Origin of the sequence: Aliirhizobium cellulosilyticum, assembly GCF_014198105.1 — a bacterium.
Taxonomy (GTDB): Bacteria; Pseudomonadota; Alphaproteobacteria; order Rhizobiales; family Rhizobiaceae; genus Neorhizobium; species Neorhizobium cellulosilyticum.
In genome coordinates this window covers 168,326-191,331 of the sequence record NZ_JACIGW010000002.1, presented here as the reverse complement: position 1 = coordinate 191,331, position 23,006 = coordinate 168,326, and the positions used below count along the sequence as shown (strand labels likewise).

26 protein-coding genes are annotated in these 23,006 nt (G+C 58.3%); 12 read left to right on the top strand and 14 right to left on the bottom strand.

Annotation, left to right across the window (positions count from 1 at the left end; translation table 11 throughout):
- Positions 1 to 149 precede the first annotated feature (149 nt).
- Positions 150 to 1,037: a branched-chain amino acid aminotransferase gene (locus GGE33_RS09850; RefSeq protein ID WP_148143966.1), complete on the top strand. Its 888-nt coding sequence runs from the start codon at positions 150 to 152 to the stop codon at positions 1,035 to 1,037.
- A gap of 348 nt (positions 1,038 to 1,385) precedes the next feature.
- Positions 1,386 to 2,369: a phytanoyl-CoA dioxygenase family protein gene (locus GGE33_RS09845; RefSeq protein WP_183822774.1), complete on the top strand. Its 984-nt coding sequence runs from the start codon at positions 1,386 to 1,388 to the stop codon at positions 2,367 to 2,369.
- Between the two features lie 12 nt (positions 2,370 to 2,381).
- Here the strand turns inward: GGE33_RS09845 and GGE33_RS09840 are convergent, their stop codons facing one another.
- The 4 genes from GGE33_RS09840 to GGE33_RS09825 all read right to left on the bottom strand — a co-directional run bounded on the left by GGE33_RS09840 (position 2,382) and on the right by GGE33_RS09825 (position 6,091).
- Positions 2,382 to 2,999, bottom strand: coding sequence for an alpha/beta hydrolase (locus GGE33_RS09840; RefSeq protein ID WP_183822772.1), 618 nt, complete (start codon positions 2,997 to 2,999; stop codon positions 2,382 to 2,384).
- A gap of 196 nt (positions 3,000 to 3,195) precedes the next feature.
- The gene (locus GGE33_RS09835; protein ID WP_210303619.1) at positions 3,196 to 4,944 is read right to left on the bottom strand and encodes a putative bifunctional diguanylate cyclase/phosphodiesterase; all 1,749 of its coding nucleotides are present in this window, start codon (positions 4,942 to 4,944) and stop codon (positions 3,196 to 3,198) included.
- A 94-nt stretch (positions 4,945 to 5,038) separates the two neighbouring features.
- Positions 5,039 to 5,662: a hypothetical protein gene (locus GGE33_RS09830; protein WP_183822770.1), complete on the bottom strand. Its 624-nt coding sequence runs from the start codon at positions 5,660 to 5,662 to the stop codon at positions 5,039 to 5,041.
- 105 nt (positions 5,663 to 5,767) lie between these two features.
- The gene (locus GGE33_RS09825; protein ID WP_183822768.1) at positions 5,768 to 6,091 is read right to left on the bottom strand and encodes a hypothetical protein; all 324 of its coding nucleotides are present in this window, start codon (positions 6,089 to 6,091) and stop codon (positions 5,768 to 5,770) included.
- A gap of 264 nt (positions 6,092 to 6,355) precedes the next feature.
- Between GGE33_RS09825 and GGE33_RS09820 the strand changes: the two genes are divergently transcribed.
- Positions 6,356 to 6,958, top strand: coding sequence for a superoxide dismutase (locus tag GGE33_RS09820; RefSeq protein ID WP_183822766.1), 603 nt, complete (start codon positions 6,356 to 6,358; stop codon positions 6,956 to 6,958).
- A 93-nt stretch (positions 6,959 to 7,051) separates the two neighbouring features.
- Here GGE33_RS09820 and GGE33_RS09815 read toward each other — a convergent pair whose 3' ends face one another.
- The gene (locus tag GGE33_RS09815) at positions 7,052 to 7,666 is read right to left on the bottom strand and encodes a L,D-transpeptidase (protein ID WP_394353640.1); all 615 of its coding nucleotides are present in this window, start codon (positions 7,664 to 7,666) and stop codon (positions 7,052 to 7,054) included.
- A 267-nt stretch (positions 7,667 to 7,933) separates the two neighbouring features.
- Here GGE33_RS09815 and GGE33_RS09810 point away from each other — a divergent pair, with 267 nt between their 5' ends.
- Together GGE33_RS09810 and GGE33_RS09805 are read left to right on the top strand one after the other, a co-directional pair.
- On the top strand, positions 7,934 to 8,776 hold the full coding sequence (locus tag GGE33_RS09810; RefSeq protein ID WP_183822764.1) for a metallophosphoesterase: 843 nt from the start codon (positions 7,934 to 7,936) through the stop codon (positions 8,774 to 8,776).
- 381 nt (positions 8,777 to 9,157) lie between these two features.
- Positions 9,158 to 9,748, top strand: coding sequence for a cytochrome b (locus GGE33_RS09805; RefSeq protein WP_148143958.1), 591 nt, complete (start codon positions 9,158 to 9,160; stop codon positions 9,746 to 9,748).
- Between the two features lie 57 nt (positions 9,749 to 9,805).
- On the opposite strand, the gene GGE33_RS09800 is transcribed toward GGE33_RS09805, so the two are convergent.
- Positions 9,806 to 10,495, bottom strand: a complete 690-nt coding sequence (locus GGE33_RS09800; protein WP_183822762.1) for a helix-turn-helix transcriptional regulator — start codon at positions 10,493 to 10,495, stop codon at positions 9,806 to 9,808.
- A 131-nt stretch (positions 10,496 to 10,626) separates the two neighbouring features.
- Here GGE33_RS09800 and GGE33_RS09795 point away from each other — a divergent pair, with 131 nt between their 5' ends.
- From GGE33_RS09795 to GGE33_RS09785, 3 genes are all read left to right on the top strand, one after another.
- Positions 10,627 to 11,265 carry a LysE family translocator gene (locus GGE33_RS09795; RefSeq protein WP_183822760.1) on the top strand — a complete coding sequence of 213 codons (639 nt, stop codon included), beginning with the start codon at positions 10,627 to 10,629 and terminating at the stop codon, positions 11,263 to 11,265.
- 167 nt (positions 11,266 to 11,432) lie between these two features.
- Positions 11,433 to 11,867 (top strand): c-type cytochrome, encoded by a 435-nt coding sequence (locus tag GGE33_RS09790; RefSeq protein ID WP_394353643.1) that lies wholly within the window; start codon positions 11,433 to 11,435, stop codon positions 11,865 to 11,867.
- Positions 11,868 to 11,950: 83 nt separating this feature from the next.
- Positions 11,951 to 12,862 carry a cytochrome c gene (locus GGE33_RS09785; protein WP_183822756.1) on the top strand — a complete coding sequence of 304 codons (912 nt, stop codon included), beginning with the start codon at positions 11,951 to 11,953 and terminating at the stop codon, positions 12,860 to 12,862.
- 12 nt (positions 12,863 to 12,874) lie between these two features.
- Here the strand turns inward: GGE33_RS09785 and GGE33_RS09780 are convergent, their stop codons facing one another.
- From GGE33_RS09780 to GGE33_RS09765, 4 genes are all read right to left on the bottom strand, one after another.
- On the bottom strand, positions 12,875 to 13,444 hold the full coding sequence (locus GGE33_RS09780; protein WP_148143953.1) for a DJ-1/PfpI family protein: 570 nt from the start codon (positions 13,442 to 13,444) through the stop codon (positions 12,875 to 12,877).
- Positions 13,445 to 13,485: 41 nt separating this feature from the next.
- Positions 13,486 to 14,064, bottom strand: coding sequence for a GNAT family N-acetyltransferase (locus GGE33_RS09775; RefSeq protein ID WP_148143952.1), 579 nt, complete (start codon positions 14,062 to 14,064; stop codon positions 13,486 to 13,488).
- Between the two features lie 135 nt (positions 14,065 to 14,199).
- A complete protein-coding gene (locus GGE33_RS09770) occupies positions 14,200 to 14,616 on the bottom strand; it encodes a MerR family transcriptional regulator (RefSeq protein WP_183822754.1) in 417 nt (138 codons plus the stop codon).
- 105 nt (positions 14,617 to 14,721) lie between these two features.
- Positions 14,722 to 15,246, bottom strand: a complete 525-nt coding sequence (locus GGE33_RS09765; protein WP_183822752.1) for a hypothetical protein — start codon at positions 15,244 to 15,246, stop codon at positions 14,722 to 14,724.
- Positions 15,247 to 15,393: 147 nt separating this feature from the next.
- Here GGE33_RS09765 and dmeR point away from each other — a divergent pair, with 147 nt between their 5' ends.
- Entirely contained in the window at positions 15,394 to 15,666 is a 273-nt protein-coding gene (gene dmeR / locus GGE33_RS09760; RefSeq protein WP_148143949.1) for a Ni(II)/Co(II)-sensing transcriptional repressor DmeR, read from the top strand.
- Between the two features lie 61 nt (positions 15,667 to 15,727).
- Positions 15,728 to 16,708: a CDF family Co(II)/Ni(II) efflux transporter DmeF gene (gene dmeF / locus GGE33_RS09755; protein ID WP_183822750.1), complete on the top strand. Its 981-nt coding sequence runs from the start codon at positions 15,728 to 15,730 to the stop codon at positions 16,706 to 16,708.
- Positions 16,709 to 16,799: 91 nt separating this feature from the next.
- Here dmeF and GGE33_RS09750 read toward each other — a convergent pair whose 3' ends face one another.
- Both GGE33_RS09750 and GGE33_RS09745 read right to left on the bottom strand, forming a co-directional pair.
- A complete protein-coding gene (locus tag GGE33_RS09750) occupies positions 16,800 to 17,060 on the bottom strand; it encodes a hypothetical protein (RefSeq protein WP_183684988.1) in 261 nt (86 codons plus the stop codon).
- A gap of 377 nt (positions 17,061 to 17,437) precedes the next feature.
- A complete protein-coding gene (locus GGE33_RS09745) occupies positions 17,438 to 19,546 on the bottom strand; it encodes a S9 family peptidase (RefSeq protein ID WP_183822740.1) in 2,109 nt (702 codons plus the stop codon).
- Between the two features lie 239 nt (positions 19,547 to 19,785).
- Here GGE33_RS09745 and GGE33_RS09740 point away from each other — a divergent pair, with 239 nt between their 5' ends.
- A complete protein-coding gene (locus GGE33_RS09740; protein WP_148143945.1) occupies positions 19,786 to 20,172 on the top strand; it encodes a DUF930 domain-containing protein in 387 nt (128 codons plus the stop codon).
- 46 nt (positions 20,173 to 20,218) lie between these two features.
- On the opposite strand, the gene GGE33_RS09735 is transcribed toward GGE33_RS09740, so the two are convergent.
- Together GGE33_RS09735 and GGE33_RS09730 are read right to left on the bottom strand one after the other, a co-directional pair.
- Positions 20,219 to 21,385, bottom strand: coding sequence for an AI-2E family transporter (locus GGE33_RS09735; RefSeq protein WP_148143944.1), 1,167 nt, complete (start codon positions 21,383 to 21,385; stop codon positions 20,219 to 20,221).
- 117 nt (positions 21,386 to 21,502) lie between these two features.
- Positions 21,503 to 22,369, bottom strand: coding sequence for a VOC family protein (locus tag GGE33_RS09730; RefSeq protein ID WP_183822738.1), 867 nt, complete (start codon positions 22,367 to 22,369; stop codon positions 21,503 to 21,505).
- A 205-nt stretch (positions 22,370 to 22,574) separates the two neighbouring features.
- On the opposite strand from GGE33_RS09730, the gene GGE33_RS09725 reads away from it, so the two are divergent.
- Entirely contained in the window at positions 22,575 to 22,985 is a 411-nt protein-coding gene (locus tag GGE33_RS09725) for a universal stress protein (protein WP_183822736.1), read from the top strand.
- The last annotated feature ends 21 nt before the right edge of the window (positions 22,986 to 23,006 follow it).

Sequence of the window (23,006 nt, the reverse complement as noted above, 5' to 3'; positions counted from 1 at the left end):
CCCAGCCAGCCCGGCGCCAATCCTTGATCGGTAATTGACGAAGAAACATCAATTTTTGTGATGTTTCATCTCAGATTATCGCTTGACCTTCCGTCGTCTGAAGCCTTCATTCGCGCCATTTTTCGTGCCTGCTTTGAAGGAGACTGATCATGGCCGTCGATACATCCCCCCGCTCGATCACCTGGACCTATGTGGACGGGGAATGGATTGATGGCAATCCGAAGCTCATTGGCCCGACCTCGCATGCCATGTGGCTGGCCTCGACAGTCTTCGATGGCGCCCGCTGGTTCGATGGCATCTCGCCGGACCTTGACCTGCATTGCCAGCGCGTCAACCGCTCCGCCACCAATATGGGCATGAAGCCGACGATGACCCCGGAACAAATCGAGGCGCTCGCACTCGAAGGCGTCAAGAAATTCGACGGCAAGACGGCGATCTACATCAAGCCGATGTATTGGGCCGAACATGGCACATCCTACAGCGTCGTCGCGCCTGATGCGGAATCGACCCGCTTTGCGCTCTGCCTGTTCGAGGCGCCGATGGGAACCGCAAAGCCCTCTTCACTGACGCTGTCGCCCTTCCGTCGCCCCAGCCCGGAAGTCGCCATGACCATTGCCAAGGCCGGTAGCCTTTATCCCAACAGCGGCCGCATGATCATCGAGGCCCATTCGCGCGGCTTCGACAATGCGCTCGCGCTCGACATGAACGGCAATGTCGCGGAAACCGCGTCCTCGAACATCTTCATGGTCAAGGACGGCGTAGTCATGACGCCGATCGCCAACGGCACCTTCCTTGCCGGCATCACCCGCTCGCGTGTCATTGGCCTGCTGCGTGAATCCGGTTTCGACGTTCGCGAAGTAACGCTGACGGTAAAGGATTTCGAAACTGCCGACGAGATCTTCACCTCGGGCAACTATTCCAAGATCGCACCTGTCACGAAATTCGAGGAACGCTCACTGCAGGAAGGGCCGGTCGCCCGCAAGGCTTTGGAGCTTTACATGGACTGGGCTCGATCAGGCGGTCGCAACGACGCCTGATCGTCCGGAAAACCAATGAAAGCTGAGATCGTTATAGGTATAGGCTTTCATGGAAACAAAGACTTAGAGGTTTAGAGTAAATTGTGCCTGCAGTTGAAATAATCCAAGTCGGATATCGCCAATGCTCGGGTAGAATAGTGCCCGGGCATTGATCTTGTTTGCCGTATTATTTATCGAATAAGATAGAGTATTATATAGTCATTTCCGTCAATTGTATTGCGGCGTAGAAAGTATATGCTGAATTGACCTCATATTTTTGCCGCATTGCAGCAAAAATATGCCAAATGAGTTCAGGTAGTATCTGCATCCTCTCTCCCCCTTGGGAATACAGGCCCCTTAGGAGTGGCAATGTCAGTAGACGTATCATCATCGAGTGCATCGCAGCCCACCGACCTTGAGACAATCGCCCGAAATGGCAGCCGGTTTCGCCGGATGGCGGTTAGAATTCCAACCTATCTTGCGGACGTGAAGGAAAATCCGGCCTGGTTGCCGATGTTCATGCTTGCCCGCACGATGCCCGGCCGTCGTGCCCATTGGGCCCTGTCGGCAAAATACAAGCCCTCGGGTAAGCCGCAGCCATCCCTGTTCGGTAGGCTGGATGCAGCCGCGATTGCTGATGCCTTGCGCGGCGACGGTATTTTCACCGGCCTGCAGATGCCTGCCGAGATCCAGCAGGAGATCGGCCGCTTTGCGTTGATGATGCCGTGTTTCGGCAATTTCGACCGGTCTCTCGAATTTGTCGCGCCCCGGCATAAGGAGGCCGAGCAGAGTTTCGGTCGCTCGCTGCTGAGCGGCCATTTCTTCGAGCGATCGCTGAAAAGCCAGGGTGTACGCGCCATCCAGGCCGACCCTTTGCTGATGGATGTCGCAAAACATTATCTCGGCGCCAGCGCCCGGCTTATAACCACTCGCATCTGGTGGAGTTTCCCGACTCAGGCCTCTTCTGAAGCCGACCGCAGCCTAGCGTCGCTAGACAAGTTCCATTTCGATCTCGACGACTGGCGAATGCTGAAATTCTTCTTCAACCTCGTCGATGTCGATGAAGGCACCGGTCCGCATGTCTTCGTCAAGGGTAGTCACAACCGGCGCAAGGCAAAGCACCAGTACACGCTGCTCGTCGGTCATCCGGCGGATGAAGTGCTGGATTATTACGGTGCCGATCAGGCCGTCACGTTGACTGGCCCGGCCGGCTCCGGTTTCGTCGAGGATCCTTTCGGCTTCCACATGGGCACGGTACCGGTAACGAAGCCGCGGCTGATGATGGAAGTCGGCTTCGGCGTATCCAAACCGTCCCGCCGCCGTTTCCACGGCGAGCCGATTATCAGGAAATAAGCCGCCCGGCGCTCAGTTCCGGGCGATGCCTTCCAGGAAATCCGCAGCGCGGTCGACACCGCCGATCGAGATCGTATGGCCGAGGCCCGGCTCGATGACCGTCTCGACGCCCACGCCTGCCGCTTTGAGTTCGGTTTCCGCCTTCTCTGTTTCCCAGGAAGGGATGACCGGGTCGGACGTGCCGTGCACCAGCAGAACTTTGGTTGCTGTCGATGGCGCCAGCGGCTTTTCGGTCGCCAGCCGCCCGGAAAAACCGACGACAGCTGCGACCGGCCAGCGGCCGCTCGCGACTGCATCAAGCGACATGATCGTGCCTTGCGAAAAACCGACCAGCACCACCCGGTCGAGACGCCCGTTGAAACCGTTTTCCTCGATGATGTCGGAAATCACCGTATCGAATGCGGGGCGGGCCGCGGTAATGCGGGCAGGGCGGTTTTCTTCGGTCACGCCGGCAACGCTGAACCACTGGTAACCTGTTCCGAAGCTCGACCGTTCCGGTGCATTCGGTGAAACGAAAACGGCATCCGGCAGGCGCGCTTTCCAGTTTTCGCCGAGCGGCGCGAGATCGGCGCCGTTGGATCCAACACCGTGAAGCAGGATGACAAGAAGGGAATTCTGCAGGGCGGTCATGACAATACCTTATGCGCAAGGGATACGGATCGTCCGCATCAAAGGAAGATCGGTCTACGACAGGAACCGGAAAGGAGCTAGGCCGCAGCCTGTGACCGCTCCGTTCACCGATAGCATATCTGGATGACGATCGGTTCGCGTGGCTTGGATGATCCGACTTATGTCATGCCATGAGGCATAGTGATCCCGCAGCGTTTCAGCGCCGCCGTGATGTCTGCTTTACGTGAAATCCATCCGTGTCGATCTGCGGAAGAGACGGGTTGTCCTCCGCCCCGGTCAGGCCGGCATATTGCGCGATCGGGCCTGCCCGGCCGATCAGGTGGCCCTGCAGGTTCTGGCACTGCGCGTCTTCCAGAAACGCGCGTTGTTCTTCCGTCTCCACACCTTCCGCCACGATCGGAATGTTCAATCCGCGCCCGAGCCCGATCACCGCGCGCACGATCTCGTCGGCGCTCGAGTCGGCCACCAGCTTGGAGGTGAATGACCTGTCGATCTTGATCGTATCGAAGGGGAAGGATTGCAGATAGGAGAGGGACGAATACCCTGTACCGAAGTCGTCCATGGCAATCCGCACACCAAGTGCCTTGAGGCCTCGCAGGATTTGCAGCGCCCGGGCGAAATCTTGTACCAGCACGCCCTCGGTGACTTCAAGTTCCAGCCGGTCGGCGGAAAGCCCCGTTTCCAGAAGCATCGTATGAACGTCGCTAACGAGGCTGTCCTGGCGAAACTGGATCGGTGAGATGTTTATGGCGATCTTGAGCCGGTTCGGCCAGCTTGCAGCTTCACGCCCGGCTTCGTTAAGCACCCAGCGGCCGATTTCGACGATCTGGCCGCTTTCCTCAGCCAAGGGCACGAATTCGTCGGGCGTGATCAGGCCGCGGGTTGGATGATGCCAGCGTAAGAGTGCCTCGAAGCCAAAGATCTCGCCGGTAACGGCGGCCTGTGGCTGATAATGCAGCATCAGTTCGCCACGTTTGATCGCATGGCGCAGGTCCTGCTGCAGCACGCGCCGGTCATGCATTCGGCGGTCCATGCGGGAGTTGAACGCACAGAAGCGACCGCGCCCTTCTGCCTTGGCGCGATAGAGCGCCGCATCCGAATTGGCAAGCAATGTCGCGGCATCGGCGCCATCCTGCGGAAACATCGCGATTCCGATGCTGAGGCTCACCCGAAGCGAGCGCCCGTCCACTTCAATTTCCTCTTCCATCACCCGCGTCAGCCGCTCGGCAAGCCGTGTCATCGTTTCCGGCTGGTCGTCACCAACGCTGATCACGGTAAACTCGTCACCGCCAAGGCGCGCAGCCACGTCGTCTTCATCGATCACGCTCTTCAGTCGCCTGGCCAGTTCCGCCAGCACGGTATCGCCGGCTGCATGGCCGAACACGTCGTTGATATCCTTGAAACGGTCGACGTCGAAACTCATCACGCCAAACTGGCGGCGCAGCACCCGGCTTTCCGCAATCAGCTTGGCAAGCTCTGCCGCAAACCGCATGCGATTGGGTAGGTCGGTGAGCGGATCGTGATGGGCGAGATAGGAAACCCGCTGTTCCGCCGTCACCCGCGCAGTAATATCCTGCTGTGTGCTCAGCAGATATTTCCCGTCAAGCAGCACATCCTGGACGTCGATGATCTTGTCGCCGATCTCCACCTGCGTCACGGAAGAGCCTTCTTCGAGCAGCTTGCGGATAAGACGCTCGAAATAGGCGATTGGGTCCTCTTTCCAGTCGGCCATCCGGCCATCGGCAACGACATCGGCGAAAGTCTCGTCCTCGTTGTGCCATCGGCTGTCGAGGTCATGCAATTCCTGGAAGCGACGATTGGCGTAGAGCGGCCGTCCTTCCAGCTCAAAAATGCCGACGGCGACCGGCAGGTTGTCCATTGCCGCCATCACCGCCTGCAGCATTGCCCTGTCGTTTGCAAACCCGCGCGTCTTTGCCGTGGTCATGCCTTGCTCCCGTGGTCCGGAAAACTGTAGGCCTCACGGCTTAAATATTAGATAATCAAAATATATCAAATCCGACAATATCGGTGGAGATGGTTCAGGAGGCGCCAAATGTATGTGCGCTGTTCTCTTCCTTCACCCTCATGATTGCCGTTTCCAATCGTTCGAATGCGATCAGTCCCCGGGACCCGATGGAGCTTGCTGCACGCCGGATCGCCGATAGCGTCAGGGCAAGATCCTCGATCGCCAGATTTCGTTGAGCCGAGCCGTCCAGACGCCGCTGCCTGTCGGCAAAACGAAAGGCTTCTTCAGCCAATGTAGTGAAAAGCCGATCGGCCGTTGAGACGCGGTTCCCGTTATCGTCCACAGCCCGCCATATCGGTGTATGCGTATCCAGGCGATAGCCGGTAAGCGTGCGGAAGAGGATTAGTTCGCTTGTAGAATACCCGCTTCCAGATGCGGCAGCGGTCGCATTGAGCGCAATCGGGGGCGAACCCGCCTTGTCTGTCGTGTCGGAAACCTCAGTGGTATCCGGCACGAACAGATCGACCGAAGAGAGGTCGAGGGCGGGCAAGGGTGTAGCCGTATCATTTGCATCGTCCAGACAGGCGATATCGGAAGCTCGCCTGTCCAATTCATCGGTCACCATGGCCTGAAGAATATGATGATCGGTTTCGCGCATCAAAAATTGCGGAACTGCTGGAATATCGTTGGTGATCACATTGCTCTCATCGGTCAAATGTCAAAATCGCAAACGGAAACGCAAACAATGACCAACCATAGAAATGCAATCCTGCGCGAAGCTGATTGTTGATCGCATTTTGGCTTACGGCTTCACCGCCAGCTTTTCTGCACTGATCTCACCGCCGATTTCGGCCGTTTTTTTCTGCTTGTCGTAGACGCAGATGGTGCTGATCCTGGTTTTCGCACCGACAGCCTTCCCGGTCACGACGGCCATCCCGTAATGTTGGCTGCCATAGGGATCAACGACTGTATTGCCTTTTTCGATCAGTCCCTTGGAAGCCTTTACGCAGGCTCTGGAAACATCCGTCTGGAACTTTGCCCAGGCATCATCCGTGGATGCATGAGCAACACTGCCGGTGATGAGAAAGATGCTCAGCGCGGCAAACGGCGCGGTCGTGATTGTCATCGAATCAAATCCTCCTTTTGGAATGTTCCGATTGCCACCGATTGGCGGCAGTCCTGTGACGCGCCGCTAAATTCAGGTATTGGCGGAGCAATTTCCGGATCGCTGGAACGATGTTCCACGACATGGCGTTACCAAGCAAAGCTGCTGCGCTGCATCTTTGATTTTTGCCATAATTTTGGCATCGGGGGCGTTGCCTCTTCTCCGGTCCGCTCCTATGTTCCCGCACGACGATTACCCAAGGTTTTGCCTAAAAGGAGTAGACCAATGGCCTTCGAACTTCCCGCACTTCCCTATGATTACGAAGCGCTCGTTCCCTTCATGTCGAAGGAGACGCTCGAATATCACCACGACAAGCACCACAAGGCCTATGTCGACAACGGCAACAAGCTCGCAGCGGAAGCTGGCCTTGCCGACCTTTCGGTCGAGGAAGTCGTCAAGAAGTCCTTCGGCACCAACCAGGGTCTCTTCAACAATGCTGCCCAGCACTACAACCACATCCATTTCTGGAAGTGGATGAAGAAGGACGGCGGCGGTAACAAGCTGCCCGGCAAGCTGCAGGCTGCAATCGACAGCGATCTCGGCGGCTACGACAAGTTCAAGGCTGATTTCATCGCAGCCGGCACCACGCAGTTCGGCTCCGGCTGGGCTTGGCTTTCGGTCAAGGACGGCAAGCTTGCCATTTCCAAGACCGCGAACGGCGAAAACCCGCTGGTTCACGGCGCATCCCCGATCCTCGGCGTCGACGTATGGGAACACTCCTATTACATCGACTACCGCAACGCCCGTCCGAAGTATCTCGAAGCCTTCGTCGACAGCCTGATCAACTGGGATTACGTGCTGGAAATGTACGAAGCCGCTTCCAAGTAAGCTTCAGCCGTTTCAGTCATCGGAAAACACCCGGCGTCTCGCGGCGCCGGGTGTTTTCTTTTGTGTTTGGAAGGTTTCCCCTCACTGCCGTTTCTAGACGGCTTCGGGCATGAAGCCTTCTCGTGGACCATCCTGCAGAACGACGACGCGGGTGCCATCTGGAACGCGGCGATAAAGGTCGACGATGTCCTGGTTGAGCAGGCGAATACAACCGCTCGAAACTGCCTTGCCGATCGTCCAGTCCTCCGTCGTGCCGTGAATGCGGTAGAGCGTGTCGCGACCGTCTTTGAAAAGATAGAGCGCGCGCGGCCCAAGCGGATTGAGCACGCCCGGCTCCATGCCGGCGGCAAGCGGACCGTAACGTTCCGGCTCGCGGGCAATCATGTCCTGTGTCGGCGTCCAGCGCGGCCACTGGCGCTTGTATTGAACCCTGCCGACGCCTTCGAATTCCAGTCCGGCCTTGCCGACGCCAATGCCATAACGCAACGCCTGGCCGTTTTCCTGAACGAGGTAGAGGTACCGGTTTCTAGTGTCGACGACGATCGTTCCGGGTCGTTCGCGCGTCGGATAGGCCACCTCGCGGCGATAATATTGCGGATCGACGCGTTTCAGGTCCGCGGCCTTGATCGGAAACTGCTCCCCCTCGATCGCGGCATACATGGCCGTATAGTGAGGGTCGACGGACGGCTTGAGGGCGATGGGCTGCACCGCTGATGTTGCGCATCCTGCCACAAACAGGGGAGTTGCGATGAGAAGGGTTCGGCGGGTGATTGCTGGCAAATCGTTCTTCCGGAATAATCAGGCAAAAGAGCGTATCTTCGCGATGACGCGCATGCAGTTCCTCTTACCCGCAATGACCGCGAGACCGGATCACAATGCCGACGATTATGTTCACGTCGTCTTTATCGCGGGTGAGCAGCCAATCTGCATGCCGTCCGTCACACCTCTGTCACAGATCGAGCCTAACTGCGCGCCATGTCTTCTGAAAAAACTCTTCTCCGCTTCGGCGTCATCGCCGATCCCCAGTATGCAGATGTCGAACCGAGGCTGGAATACGACCGGTATTACCGCAACAGCCCGAAGAAGCTGGCGGACGCGATCGATACGCTGAACGGCGAGGATCTCGCTTTCGTCGCGACGCTCGGGGATCTGATTGATCGCGACTGGGAAAGCTTTGACCCTATTCTTTCCGTCTATGAAGGGCTGCGCCACGAGAGCATCCTGCTTCCCGGCAACCACGATTTTTCCATTGCGCCGCAGCGGCTGACAGAGGTTCATGCGCGTCTCGGCATGCCTGCCCCCTGGCATCATTTCTTGCGCGGCGGCATCCGCTTCGTAGTCATCGACGGCAATGAGGTGAGCCTGTTCTCCACTCCGGAAGGGCATGCGCGTCACGCCGAGGCACGCAGTCGTCTGGCCGCACTGGAAGCTGCCGGCGCCATCAATGCCATGCCGTGGAATGGCGGCATCGGCGATGGGCAGTTCGCCTGGCTGGACCAGATGCTTGCCGACGCGCGAGAACGCGGCGAGGCGGTCATCGTCATGGGGCACTATCCGCTCTATCCCGAGAACCCGCATAATCTCTGGAATGGCGAGCGGGTTACCGAATTGTTCGAGCGCTCGGGCAACGTCATCGCCTATCTGAATGGCCATAACCATGTCGGCAATCTCGGACGCACTGGCTCCACCTGGTATGTCAATTTCAAGGGCATGGTCGATACCGAGACGGAAAACACCTTTGCCGTCGTCGAGGTCTACAAGGACCGTATCGAGGTGATCGGCTACGGCCGCGAGGAAAACCGCAGCTTGGCTCTCTGAGTAATTCCGGCTGAGGCGGAAACGCCTCTCGGTGAATTGCCGGCTCAACCCTGGGTGAGGCAAAGCGCCGCGATTGAAGATGGCGCCACAGACGCAGTCAAAACAGAAAGCCTTTCATTGGAAACGGTTTAAGCCGGTTTTCCCTGCCTCTCGTTGAGGTAACGAGGGATATCTTCGCGCGTTCTGCGACACTCTGTGTACTTGGATAAACTGACTTCGATCTGTTTCCTCACAATCGCAAGTAACGGCCCGAATGACTTATGTTATTTGTCAATTTTTGAACTGATTTGAAGAACCATCCAAAACCTATTTATTGATTTTCCGCAGGAAATGTTCGGGCCGTCTTCGCGAGTGTATTCAACTGGGAACGAGCGAAACGACATGGCCAGCACAACAGACACGGGAACCCTGACGCGACCCGGATCGCGGAATTTCAATGCAACCTCAAAATTTCTTCACTGGCTTATGGCGGCCATCATCGTGGTCGCCTGGGGCGTGGGATATTACGGCGGCGCCATGCTGCATTACGGTGTCAGCGACGGCGAGACGGCACAGAAGATCTGGGCCATTACCCTGCACAAATCGATCGCCACCACGACGCTTTTCCTCATCGTCGGGCGTATCATCTGGCGCGCCTATAACCGCCCGCCTGAACTGACGGACATGCCGGCAATCATGAAGACGGCCACCCATCTCGGCCACTTCGCCCTCTACTTCCTGATGGTCGCAGTGCCTGTTTCCGGCTGGTGGAACAGTTCTTCTGCCGGTTATGCAATCCCGGTTGCCGGTCTCTTCACCATTCCCGGCCTCGGCGGAAAGAACCCGGAACTGACGCCCTATCTCGTCTCTGCCCATTTCTACCTCTCCTGGGCGCTGGGCCTCGTCGTCGCCGGCCATGCCGCCTTCGCGCTGAAGCACCACTTCATCGACAAGGACGAAACGCTGACGGCCATGCTGCCGAAAAAAGACTGAGCCTTAATGCGGCACCGGATGCATGAGAGGTGCCAAAACGCCCCATGCATTCGGGTATCAGGCGATCGGTTGCTGCCATCCGTCGATCCAGACCTGGCGTAACCGGTCGCCTTGCCCCGGAAAGAAATCGTCCCTCGCTTCGCAATGCGTCACGCGGTCCGCACGAAAATTGCGGATCGCGTTGCGCAATTCGCACCAGGCGACGATGTTGGCAGTTTGCGAATAATAGATGAGTGCAATCGGCCGGATCGCCCGATTCGTCACATTGCCCGGCTCGTCACGATAATCGATCAGCAGCTTCTGCTCGTCACGGATCGCACGGCGCACAAGGGCCAGATCCACCGCGTCCGGCGAAGGGGCAACCGTTCCCCAGGCATGCAGTGCATCTGCCGAAAATGTTCGTGCAAGCGGCTCAGGAACGACCGCCGCGATCTTGCGGTTCACCCGCTTCGCGGCGCGTCTCAACTCGGTATCTCCGGTGCGGTCGAGAAGCGCCAGAGCCAGCACGATTGCCTCGGTTTCCTCGATCGACAGCATCAGCGGCGGCAGGGTGAAGCCGGGCCTCAAGATATAGCCGATGCCGCGCTCGCCTTCGATCGGCACACGCATGGCCTGAAGCGCTGCAATGTCCCGATAAATCGACCGTATCGTGACTTCCAGTTGCGCGGCGATTGCCGCCGCCGTCACCGGCTTTCTAGCCGGCCTCAGGATCTGGATGATCTCGAACAGCCGCGACGCCTTGCGCATGAGATTTCTCCGTCATCATCGATTCAACTGACAGAACGCTGTCAGTTGCACTGGCTTATAGCGCCTGCTGCCGGCCTGAAAAACAAGGGTAACCGGCGAATTTTCAAAAACGGGATGGCGCGACAACTGACATGAGTTACGGCGAAAACCTCTGGCTCTTCTTCACCCTTCTCTTCGGTATCATCATCCTGCCGGGCATGGATATGATATTCGTCCTGGCGAATTCGCTTGCCCGTGGCCGGGCGGCAGGGCTGGCCGCCACAGCAGGCATGATGCTGGGCGGCCTGGTCCATTCTGCCTATGGCGCCCTAGGCGTTGGCCTGCTGGCAAAACTCCTGCCCGTCCTGTTTACGCCGCTGATGCTGGTCGGCGCGCTCTATATGGCCTGGATCGGGTTCACCCTGATCAGAAGCGCTATCGTCGTCGATGATGTCGGGCGTGCCGATACGAAAAGCAATTGGGAGGCCTTTCGTCGTGGCGCCATTACCTGTCTCATCAACCCCAAGGCCTATATGTTCATGCTGGCCGTCTATCCGCAGTTTCTCAAGCCCGAATTCGGTCCGCTCGCGCCGCAGGCCCTCGTCATGGCCGCGATGACCGCGGCAACCCAGCTGGCTGTTTATGGCGCAATCGCTGTCGCGGCCGGTCGGGCAAGAAACATGCTCGTCGGAAATCGCACAGGCACAGTATGGATCGGCCGCTGCTGTGGCGGGATCTTGTTGCTGATCGCCGCCCTTGCTTTATGGGAAGCACTGCATCGGCAGCTGTAATCTGTCTGTCACTGTGCTGTATTTGTGAACACTGTGTTCAACGCAGGGTCCACAGCATTCCGCAATCCTGACAGGAACGTGATTTCTTTCAAACGGATAAGCCGGTCCAATATCCTCGCGCAATTGCCGGCTGTCTTGCCGCATAACGAGGAGACTTCTTCATGAAGATCAGGATGACCGCTATCACCACTGCCGCACTCTGTCTTGGCTTGGCGGCTGCAGCCGTCGCTCAGGACAATCCTGTCGCCAAGCGCGAGCAGATGATGAAGCAGGTCGGCGCCTCCGTGGGCGCACTTGGCGCTATCGCCAAGGGTGAAAAGCCTTATGACGCGGGGGCGGTCAAGGCCGCTCTGACGACGATTAGCACCGACATGAAGGTCTTCCCGGATCAATTCCCGGCCGGTTCCGAAGTCAATTCTGCAGCTGCCCCGGCAATCTGGGACAACATGGATGACTTCAAGGCAAAGTCCATGAAGCTCGCCAGCGATGCCGATACGCTTCTCGCCTCCATGCCTGCGGATCAGGCCGGCGTGCAGCAGGCGGTGCAGACGCTCGGTGCCAATTGCGGCACCTGCCACCAGACTTACCGCCTGAAGCGATAAGCGAACCGGTTGAGGGATCGGCGCAGTCTCGGCTGCGCTGATCCGCTTCATGAACCTGAAGGACGGATTTCCGGAGACTTGCCATGGCCTCGACTTGGTCGAAGATAGCGGCGGCTGGCGTCGCGGTAATAGGTTTGGGAGCCGTCACCGCATGGGCGCTGACAAAACCTGAGCCGCATCCGGAAAACTTCTGGGCGAATGCCAGCACGCCGGATCTGGCCCATGGCGAGCAGTTGTTCTGGGCCGGCGGATGCGCCAGCTGCCATGCTGCAACCGGGGCCGAAGGCGATGCGCTGAAGGTCATGTCCGGCGGGAGGGCGCTGCCAAGCCCGTTCGGCACCTTCCATATTCCCAATATTTCTCCCGATCCGAATGCCGGTATCGGCGGCTGGACGCTGGCTCAGTTCGGCAATGCCATGACCCGCGGCGTCGGGCCGAATGGCGAACATCTCTATCCGTCTTTCCCCTATGGCTCCTATGCGCGCATGTCGCCGAAGGATATCGGCGATCTCTTTGCCTATCTGAAGACCCTGCCGGCAAGCTCCAATGTTGCCCGGCCGCATGAGCTGGGCTTCCCGTTCAATATCCGCATGGCGGTCGGCGGCTGGAAGCTCCTCTATTTCAGCGAGGCACCCCGGGTTGAACTCGCGTCAGCCGACGAAAAGATCCGTCGCGGCCAGTATCTCGTCGAAGGCCCGGGACATTGCGGCGAATGCCATACGCCGCGCAACGCCCTTGGCGGCTTCGAGTCAGGCAAATGGCTCGCCGGCGGTCCCAATCCGGAAGGCGAGGGCAAAGTGCCCGGCATCACCCCGTCAGGCCCGATCGGCTCGTGGAGCGAAGCCGATATCGTCAATTACCTCGAAACTGGCTTTACCCCGGAATACGATTCGGCTGGTGGCGCAATGGTCGAAGTCCAGAAGAACATGGCTCATCTGCCGAAAAGCGACCTGGAAGCCATTGCGGCGTATCTGAAAGCCGTGCCAGCGCTTTGATGGTCTCGAATATTACCTATGCTCGGCGGAAAACGGCGATAATTCCTCTTGCGCCGTCGCATCCCACAGTCCGAGACCTTTCAGGATTTCGACCGTGAAGGTGAAGGGTGCGGTTCCTGCAGCTGTCACCACGCCATCGGCAGACACCGCCTTCGGGCCATCCACATAAAGCTTTTCGCCACTATAGCCCGGGTATTCCTGATGCGAGGCAACCCGGTTGCCGGTATGCTTCACGTCGTTCAACACGCCGGCGCCGGCCAGCATGCTGGCGGCAGCGCAAATGCCGGCCGCCATCTTGTTCTTGTCGCGGAATGACCGCACAAGATCATGCAGGTCTGCGGGCACGCGCTTGTTTTCCCAGGCGAGCCCGCCGGGCACCACGAGCGCATCGAAATCTTCCGGCCTTACCTGCGCAAAAGAAAGATCGGGTGTCACGTTCAGTCCGCCCATCGAAGTCACGGGACTGCCATCACCTGTCGCAGTCTTCACTATCACTCCGAGATAGCTGCGTGCTACCGCCATCAGCAGCGCGCATTCCCAATCGGCGAATTCCGGTGTTAGCGCTACCACGATCGCTGTCATCTTTCGGTCCTTTCAAGGCCGCCAAGGGTCGGATTGCGCGCTCAGGTGAGCGCCTGTGTATAGCGCATGCCGGTGACCGGCCGCGGCTTGAATTCCAGGTGTTCGTAGAAACGGTGAGCGGCCGAATTGCCCGTCGTGGCGCTGACGGAGAGGTAACCGCAGCCGGCGCCTTTGGCGATGTCGCGGGCGCGCGCCACCAGATGCTGGCCGATGCCGTGCCCACGCTGGCCGTCGCGCACGAAGAGATGATGCAGGTCCATGCCGCGGGTGCCTTCCTGGGCGCGGTAGAGCGGCACGAGAATGGCGTATCCGATCAGTTCCGAACCGGTATCGGCCACAAGCACGGTGATCCATGGCCGATCGCCGAACAGGTCGCGTTCGAGAATATCGGGCGTCATGGCCGAAGCATCATGGTGATGCGCTGCAAGTGCCGCGATCATCTCGTTAAGTTCGGGCAGGTCGTGGCGCTTGGCATGACGGATGGTCAGCACGGCCGGGCGGGGAAGGGATATTTCGCTGTCTTCGAGAAGAACTTGCGGCATTTCGGCATCCTTTGATCTTGTGGTGCCGTCAGGTGCCGTCTGAAACAACAAAGCCGCCTGACGGCGGCTTGTTGACATGATGATCTGTCGAGCCGCCCTTTACAGGTAGGCCCAAAAATACGTTGCGGCGGTGGTTAGGCGCGTATTGATCATGGCAGCTCTCATGCGCCTGTCCGAAAAACTTGTCAAGGGTGTCTTGATCGAGAAGAAGCCTCAATGCTCACTGTCGCAAAGTCCGTGATCTGAAAGCGAGCGGATCACGTAGCAGTCCTCGATTGCGTGATCGCCGTCGCAATGCGAGACGATGCGCGCCAGCTCCTGTTCCAGCTTCTTCAGTTTCTCGATCTTGTCGCGCACGCTTTTCAGGTGATCGCTGGCGATCCGGTCGGCATTGCCGCAGGGCTGGTGCGGATGCTGGCTGAGTGCAATCAACTCGCGGATGGCGGAAATGTCGAGCCCCAGGTCGCGCGCATGGCGGATGAAGGCGAGCCGCTCGAGATCCTGCCGCTCATAACGTCGCTGGTTGCCCTCGGATCGTTCCGCCGCGGCAAGCAGGCCCATCTGCTCGTAATAGCGGATAGTCGGAACCTTTACGCCGGTCCGTTTCGAAAGATCGCCAATCGACAGCATGACACACTCCAAACCTATAGTCTCTGGAGATATCTAATCGGCGATCCCTTGCTGTTCAAGGTTTTGTACACCGGATCTGAAACGGTCGGGTCGCAACCTGTGCCGTCACAACTGTGTCTCGTCTTCCGCGTTTTTCGCAACGAAGTCGGTTGCATTCGGGACGTTGATGGTGACCGCTATCGCCTGCTTGTCCTCGTTGACGCCCATCGCCTCGAGAATTGCATTGCGGATATCGTCTTCTACCGCTTTGCGGTCCTCGGGCGACATCGCATTGACATCATCTTCGGTCAGGTCGTTATCCTTCAGGTACTGTTCTCGGATCCGTTCAGCGAGCGTCTTGTCGGCAAGATCCATGAATTCCTGTTCGTATTGGCTGTAGGCGCTCTTTTCGGTTCCCGTTTCGCTCGCATCCTTGGCTGTCTCTGCTTCTGGCCTTTCAGGCACCAGGAACATGGCTGCCAGCTTGGCGCTGAACGATGTGTCGCCGCTGGTCAAGGCATTGCCCTGACTGTTGCTGCCGCTTCCCTGCTGCCGATTCTCATCCAGCACGAACATGTCGGTCCCACTCTTCGCGGACCTGTCGGTATAGCCTGCATAGGCACTGGAACTCGAACTTGATGTAACGATCATGGTTGTCTCCTCAGCTTTCTGACTAAGGCTTAGAAAGCGGGGCTTGCTCGGGGCTAGAGCTGACCTGCGGCAAGGTGGCTCAATGGTAGATTGCACCTTTGTGATCTTATGATAGTATACCCCCCTATACTATATTTGAGGCGAGACGTGTCGCACACCGTTCGAGACAAGGCAAAACTCCTGGCGCGCGTGCGCCGTATGAAGGGGCAGATGGAAGCTGTCGAGCGCGCGCTGGAGGCGGAGGCGCCCTGCGGCGACGTCCTGCAGCTTCTGGCTTCTATCCGCGGTGCGCTGGCCGGCCTGACCGGCGAGGTCATAGAGGGCCATTTGCATGAGCACGTGGTGCATGCCGAAAACGATGCCGAGCGGGACAAGGCGGCCGCCGAACTCGCCGATGTCCTGCGTACCTACATCCGGTGAGAACGGCCGCTCACAGTTTGAATGCGGCTTCGGCCGTTGGTGTTTGGAAATGGAGCCTGTCATGGCAAGCAGTATCGATAGTCTGAAGCATGAACACGTGTTTCTCGGCGCGGATCATGAGCGCAACGAGCGTAAGGTCTGGCTGGTCATTGCGCTGACCGCCTCGATGATGGTGGCGGAAATCGTCGCCGGCTCGATCTTCGGGTCTATGGCGTTGACGGCCGATGGCTGGCACATGTCCACCCATGCCGGAGCCATGTTGATCTCGGCGCTGGCCTATATGTATGCAAGGCGCAATGCGAAGAACCCGCGTTACACCTTCGGGACCGGCAAGTTGGGTGATCTCGCCGGTTTCGCCAGTGCTGTGGTGCTGGCGCTGGTGGCGCTGTTCATCGCCTGGGAAAGCTTCGTGCGCCTGGCAAATCCGGTGGCGATCGATTTCGATCAGGCGATCTTCGTGGCCGTCATCGGCCTGGCCGTAAACCTGCTTAGCGCCTGGCTGCTGCGCGATGACCACGATCATCATCACGGCGGCCACCATGGACATCATGGCAGCCATAGCCATGCCGGTCATCATGGTGATCACGCTCATTCCGGTCATCATGCACATGTTGGCACCGAAGATAATAATCTTCGCGCCGCCTATCTCCATGTTCTCGCCGATGCGCTGACCTCGGTACTGGCAATCGCCGCACTTATCCTCGGCCGGCTCTATGGCTGGAATGCGCTTGATCCGATCATGGGCATTGTTGGCGGCATTGTCATAGCGCGCTGGTCCTTCGGGCTTGTCCGCGCTACCTCTCGCGTATTGCTCGATGCGCAGCCGGATGACGGGGATCTGGCGGTCAGGATCAGGAAGGTCATGGAAACACCCGATGATACGGTCATGGATCTGCATGTCTGGCAGCTTGGTCCTGGGCACAATGCAGCGATCGTTTCAGTCGCGACGACCGTCCCCAAGGCGCCTGCGTCCTATAAGGAAAAGCTGAAATCCATTCCCGGCCTGTCGCATGTGACGGTGGAGGTAACCGCTCTCGGTTGATTGCCTCAACTAGGTTCCGGCAGACCAAAAAAGAAAGGCCCGAAACCGGATCCGGTTCGGGCCTTTTTTGTATCTGGTGTTGCAATGCCGGTCAGGCAAATTCCTGGTAGAGGTTCTGCACCCATGCTTGCGGTGCTGCGGCCGCGCTAAAGCTTGGGCCGGCGTCTTCCGCGTCCATTGTCCAGAGCGCGCTTGCAAGCGAGCTGGAAAGCTGCGTGCTGCTGCCGGTCAAGGCGTCCGCGAAGCGTGTCGACGAAACGGCGGCAGCTTGAGGCGCTTCCTCAGCCGTGCGCTCCACTTCAACGGTTCGGTTCGGATATTGATAGCCACTCAGGCCGCTATCGATCTTCATCGCTTTGGTCCACGTCCAGTTAGTTAACGAAGGGTTAACGCTGGAACCTTGCGCGAAGCTTGCGTCGGGCTGATGTGGGGACTGAAGAGGGCTTGACAGGCTGAAACATGCTTGTTCGAACCGGTAAAACGCCTGTAAAAGCGCAAGCTTGCGCGATTTCGCTCAGCTTCGCCGCCGCCAGGAAAATATGAACCCATGTCTGGAATTTAACTGTTACGGCGCGCCCTGATTATCAGCGCACCGTTTTTCCGCCTCTCCGTCAGTGTGGGGCGGCATGGTCTGAAGAATCATGCAAGGCGAGGCCCCATTGCAATTCGGGCCAGCAAGATGCTGGCCCGATTGTCAATTATCCGGTTAAGGTGGGTACCCGTATTCGCTTACATCTTGCCCGCCACCTTGATCGCGAATGCATATTCGAACGCGATTTCTTCAAGCCTCTGGAAACGGCCCGACTTGCCGCCATGGCCGGCCGCCATATTCGTTTTGAGCAGGATCGGCGCCGTCCCGGACGTATGCTCGCGCAGCTTGGCCACCCACTTGGTCGGTTCCCAATAGGTCACGCGCGGGTCGGTCAGTCCGGAAATCGCTAGGATCGGCGGATAGGCTTGCGCCGTGACGTTGTCGTAAGGCGAATAGGCCGCGATCCAGCGATATTCCTCCTCGGACTCGATCGGGTTGCCCCATTCCGGCCATTCCGGTGGAGTGAGCGGCAGCGTGTCGTCGAGCATAGTGTTCAACACATCGACGAAGGGCACTGCGGCGATGATGCCGGCGAATTTTTCCGGCGCCATGTTGGCAACCGCGCCCATCAGCATGCCGCCGGCGGAGCCGCCCTCGGCAATGATCCGGTCATACGAGGTAAAGCCGGTCGCAACCAGATGGTCGGCCGCCGCGATGAAGTCTTTAAAGGTGTTCTGCTTGTTCTCCATCTTGCCGTTTTCGTACCAGGCGAAGCCTTTGTCCTTGCCGCCACGGATATGGGCGATGGCATAGACGATGCCGCGGTCTGCAAGCGAAAGCGCATTGGTCGAGAACGACGCCGGGATGGTTATGCCATAGGCGCCATAACCGTAGAGCAGGCAGGGCGACGAACCGTCGAGTGGCGTCCCCTTTTTGTAGAGCAGTGAGACCGGCACCAGTTCGCCGTCATGCGCCCGTGCCATCACCCTGCGGGTGACGTAATCATCCGGGTTATGCCCCGATGGCACTTCCTGGGTCTTCAGCAGCACCCGTTCGCGCGTCACCATGTCGTAGTCATAGAGCTGGGTTGGCGTGGTCATCGACGAATAGGAGAACCGGATCATATCGGAATCGTATTCGGCTGCGCCCGAAAGACCGAGCGAATAGGCTTCCTCATCGAAGGCGATCGCATGTTCTTCGCCCGTCCGCCGGTCACGGATGACGATCTGCGGCAGACCGTCCTTGCGCTGCAGCCAGATCAGATGGCGTGCATAGGCCATGTGCGAGATGATCAGCCGGCCCGGTTCATGCGGCACGACGGGCTTCCAGTTCTCCTTGCCGGGAGCGGAAATCGGCGCCTCGACGATTTTGAAATCCTTGGCGTCGCCATCATTGGTCATGATGTAGAAAACGTCGCCGCCCTCGGTCATCGAATATTCGATGCCCTCTTCGCGCTCCGCCACCAGCTTCGGCTCGGCAGTCAGATCGGAAGTCGGGATCAGCCGGTATTCGGACGTCTCGTGGTCGTGGATGTCGATATAGATGAAGTCGTCGAGCAGCGAGCCTCCGACACCCATGAAGAAGCCTGGATCAGTCTCCTCGAACACCAGCCGATCGGAAGACTGCGGCTCACCGACGATATGGTGGAAGACTTTCGACGGGCGATGGTTCTCGTCCTGCAGCGTGTAGAAGAAGCTCTTGCCATCGGGCGCCCACACGCCGTCGCCAGCAGTGTTCTCGATCACGTCATCGAGGTCCACGCCGGTTTCAAGATTGCGGATGCGCAGGGTGAAATATTCCGACCCCTTGTCGTCATAACCCCAGATGCCGTGGCTATGATCGGTCGAGTGGTCCATGCCGGCCAGCCGGAAATAATCCTTGCCCGCCGCTTCCTTGTCACCGTCGAAAAGCGTCTGCTTGTCGCCGCCGTCACGCGGCGTGCGGAAATAATGCGGCTGCTCGCCGCCGGTCACGAACAGGGAACCATAGGCGTAAGGTCCGTCCTTCGTCGGCACCGAACTGTCGTCTTCCTTGATGCGGCCGCGCATTTCGGAAAACAGGGTTTTCTGCAGCTCTTCCGTATCGCCGAGTGCTGCTTCCATATAGCTGTTTTCAGCTTCCAGATGCTTGCGGATTTCAGGGTCGAGGATCGACGGATCCTTGAACATCGCCTGCCAGTTGTCGGCCCGCAGCCAGGCATAATCGTCCGAGCGGGTAATTCCGTGACGCGTGTCGCTGACCGGCTTCTTGGGCGCTACAGGGGCTGTAGGGAGATTGGCGAAAGGCGATTTAGGGGAGGGGGCCAAGGGAGCACTCCGGTATGAAAGGAAGGAGTGCCAGAGATAGGTTGTGGGCGCCTGAGAGGCAAGCAGTGATGACGCCGCGCGTTACTTCTTCTTTGCATCCGAAAGCACCTGTTCAGCCATTTTTCTCCGCTCACCGCCTCGTCTGTTCACATCATGGTATTTCGCGCCTTGGTTGGTGGTCAATTGACTGCACGTCTCCTAGTTTCCGCGCCATCCAAGTCGATATGAGTAGGGATCACATGAAGAAACAGCTGTCGGTGATGGCTCTTGTCCTGTTTTCCGCGTCTGCGGCACATGCGCTGGATGCGCGCGTTACCAGGCAATTGAACGCCCTGGACCCCGATGAACGTCGCGAGCAGCGTTGCGACATGGAAGCGATGGACCAGATTCGCAAGACCGGCGAATTCCGCCCCGACAAGGTCATCGCCTACACCTTTTCCGATACGATCGAGGACGGAAACAAACTGAAGGCACCAGGTGCCGTCTTCCGCAGCGCGGGGGATTGGTACCGCCTCAAGTTCAAATGCGAAACCGGTGAGGCCGGCCTGAAGATCATGTCCTTCGACTATACGATCGGCTCCAAGGTCACCCGTGACCTTTGGGACAAATATTACCTCTACGACTGATCCTGTGTCGCCGCAGCATCGATAATGCTGCGGTGCTTCTCCAGCCTCAACCCGGCAGGTTTGGCGTTGCCTTACGCTCGGGAAACAGTTCCGCCAGCACCGTCATGAGGATCAGCGAAAGCGGCAGCGCCAGCATCGCGCCGACAGCTCCCCACATCCAGGTCCAGAACAGGATGGCGAGGAAGACGACGAAGGGATTGATCTCCCACTGACGCCCCATCACCGCCGGAAAGATCAGGTTTTCCATCGCGAGATGCACGGTGAAAAACAGGAAGGCCGGCAGCAGCGCCAGGAGAATGGCGTCATGGGTGAGAATGCCGGCAATCGCCACCGAGATCGTCATCAGCGTGATCCCGAGGAACGGGATGAAGCTTGAGAGAAACGCGAACATGCCCCACAGCACCGGCATGCTCAGTCCGCACAGCCACGCGATTACCGTCATTACGATGCCGAGGCAGAAATACATGACGCTGGCTGTCGCGAAATAATAGCCCAGGACCTCATCGATCGAGTTCAGTATCCTGATTGTGATCAGACGCTGGCGGCGGTTCGGAAACGCCATGATCACGGTTCTGCGAAGCCTCAGACGTCCATAAAGGAACAGCAGCAGCGCAGCAAAGAAGATCATCCCCTGAATGATCGCAGGTGTCAGGCTGGCCGTTACCACGCCCAGAATGTTGGTGGAGTTCTCCAACAGCTTGTCCATCGACATCGTACCGGTCTGGAACGTGGCCGGGGAGATGTTCAGCCAGTGCTGACGTTCCAAAAAAGGCATGAGGCGATCGTAGGAGCGTTCGACGAATGTCGGCCCCTCCCGCATGAGCGTTGCAACCGGTTCCGCCAGCGCATTGGCGATCACGAACAGTACGAGAAACACAAGGGTCGACAGGATTACGGCAATGCCGAAACGCGGCACGCCCGCCCGGCCGAGCTTGTCTGCCACAAGCCCGAGGATCAGTCCCACCACGACTGCAAGTGTGATGGGGATGAGGATCAGCGCCATATAATGAAGGATGGCGAAGAAGATGATCGCAAATATGCCGATCACGGCCCAGGCCATGGCCACATTGAGTGCGTCACGTCCCAGCGGGACATCCTCGGCCGAGCTCAGATCTTCTTCCTCGACGACAGCGAATGCCTCGCGCCGACGCGACGAAAAATCTACGAAATGCTTCTTCGGCTTGCCGCTGCCGCGCGCGCTGGTCGTTGTCATGTGTTTCCTGAGTGCCCCGAGCCTGCGACAAAACGCAAAAACGGCACTCCGGTTCCGGAGCGCCGAGTGTTTATTAGCTTTCTGGTAATCCTGCCAAACAGGTCGATACTGGAGGCCTCAAGCTGCCAACGTCAGGCCGATACCCCACGGGTCTTTCAGCGCATGTCCTTCGGCTGTCTTCGTCGTTGAGATTTCCTGGGTTTCCAGCGCTGCGAGTGCCTTGGAAAGTGCTTCCTTGTTGTTGAAGCGCACCGTGTAATCGGAAAGGCCGGTCATGTTGTCTTGGCGTGGCTGAGCGCCCCGGCTGTTCCAGATATTGGCCGCGATATGATGGTGGTAGCCGCCGGTGGCAAAGAAGCTCGCACCCGGATAGCGCGCCATGATTTTCAACCCCAGCACGTCGCGATAGAATGCGTCCGCTTGCGGAATGTCGCCGACCTGCAGGTGGATATGACCAACGGATGTGCCCGGTGCCATGCCGTTCCAGTCGCTCTTTGGCGCCGAGTCGTAAAGCGCCTGGAGGTTCAGCCGGTCGGTTGCCATCTGCACCGTTCCATCCGGAAAATAGGTCCATTCATCCGGCGTGCGGTCACGATAGATCTCGATACCGTTGCCTTCCGGATCCGACAGATAGAGTGCTTCCGAGACCAGATGGTCCGACGCGCCGTCGAGCTGCACGCCCTTGTGCGCCGCATTCGCCAGCCAGTGGGCAAGTTCCAGACGGTTCGGCATCAGAAACGCGGTGTGAAAAAGACCTGCAGCCTGGCGCGGTGCGCGAGTAACAGTGCTGTCGGTCGTAAGCTGCAACAGAGGCAGGCCATGGGCGCCAAGCAGCACGCCGCTGGCACTCTTTTCCAACACCGACAGGCCGATGATCTCTTGATAGAATTTCGATGTGGTATCGAGATCGGTAACCACCAGATGCGCGCGGTCCACATGAGCCGGGCGTGTCAGGGCGAAAGCTGCTTCAGAAGAATTGCTCATTGATACTCTCCGGGGCGAGTTTGCATCGCCGCAGACGTCTGCGGCGGCAAAGCCGCGATGCCGAAATATCGCCCATTCTCATCGTTCACGAAAGTCGAAAAATGAGAGAAGCTTCGTTCTTAAAAGGTGAACAATGAAGCTTGATGCGAATCAAGGCGGTAGGTGTAAGCTGGGCAAAAATGCTGGACAATTGAAGGAGATTGAAATGTACAAAACGATCCTTGTAGCAGTCGATATAGCCCAGGCGGAAAAGGCTGAACGTATATTGAAGCAGGCTGCACAGCTGTCTGCTGCAGGTGGCCGCATTCTGATGATCAACGTCGTCGAGGAACTGCCCGCCTACGTCGTGTCGGATCTGTCCATCGACATGCTCGTCGATGCCCGCAAGCGGGCTGAAACAGAACTGACCGAACTTCGCAACACGGTCGGAGTCAAGGCCGATATCGAAATCCGCCAGGGCGCGCCGGCGCGCGAAATACTGGCTGCTGCCGAAGACGCAAAGGCCGATCTCATCATCGTTGCCTCGCATGTTCCCGATCTCAGCAACTACATTATCGGCGCCACTGCCGACCGCGTCGTCCGCCACGCAAAATGCTCGGTGCTGATCGACCGCTGAAATCGTGACGTCGCACGGATA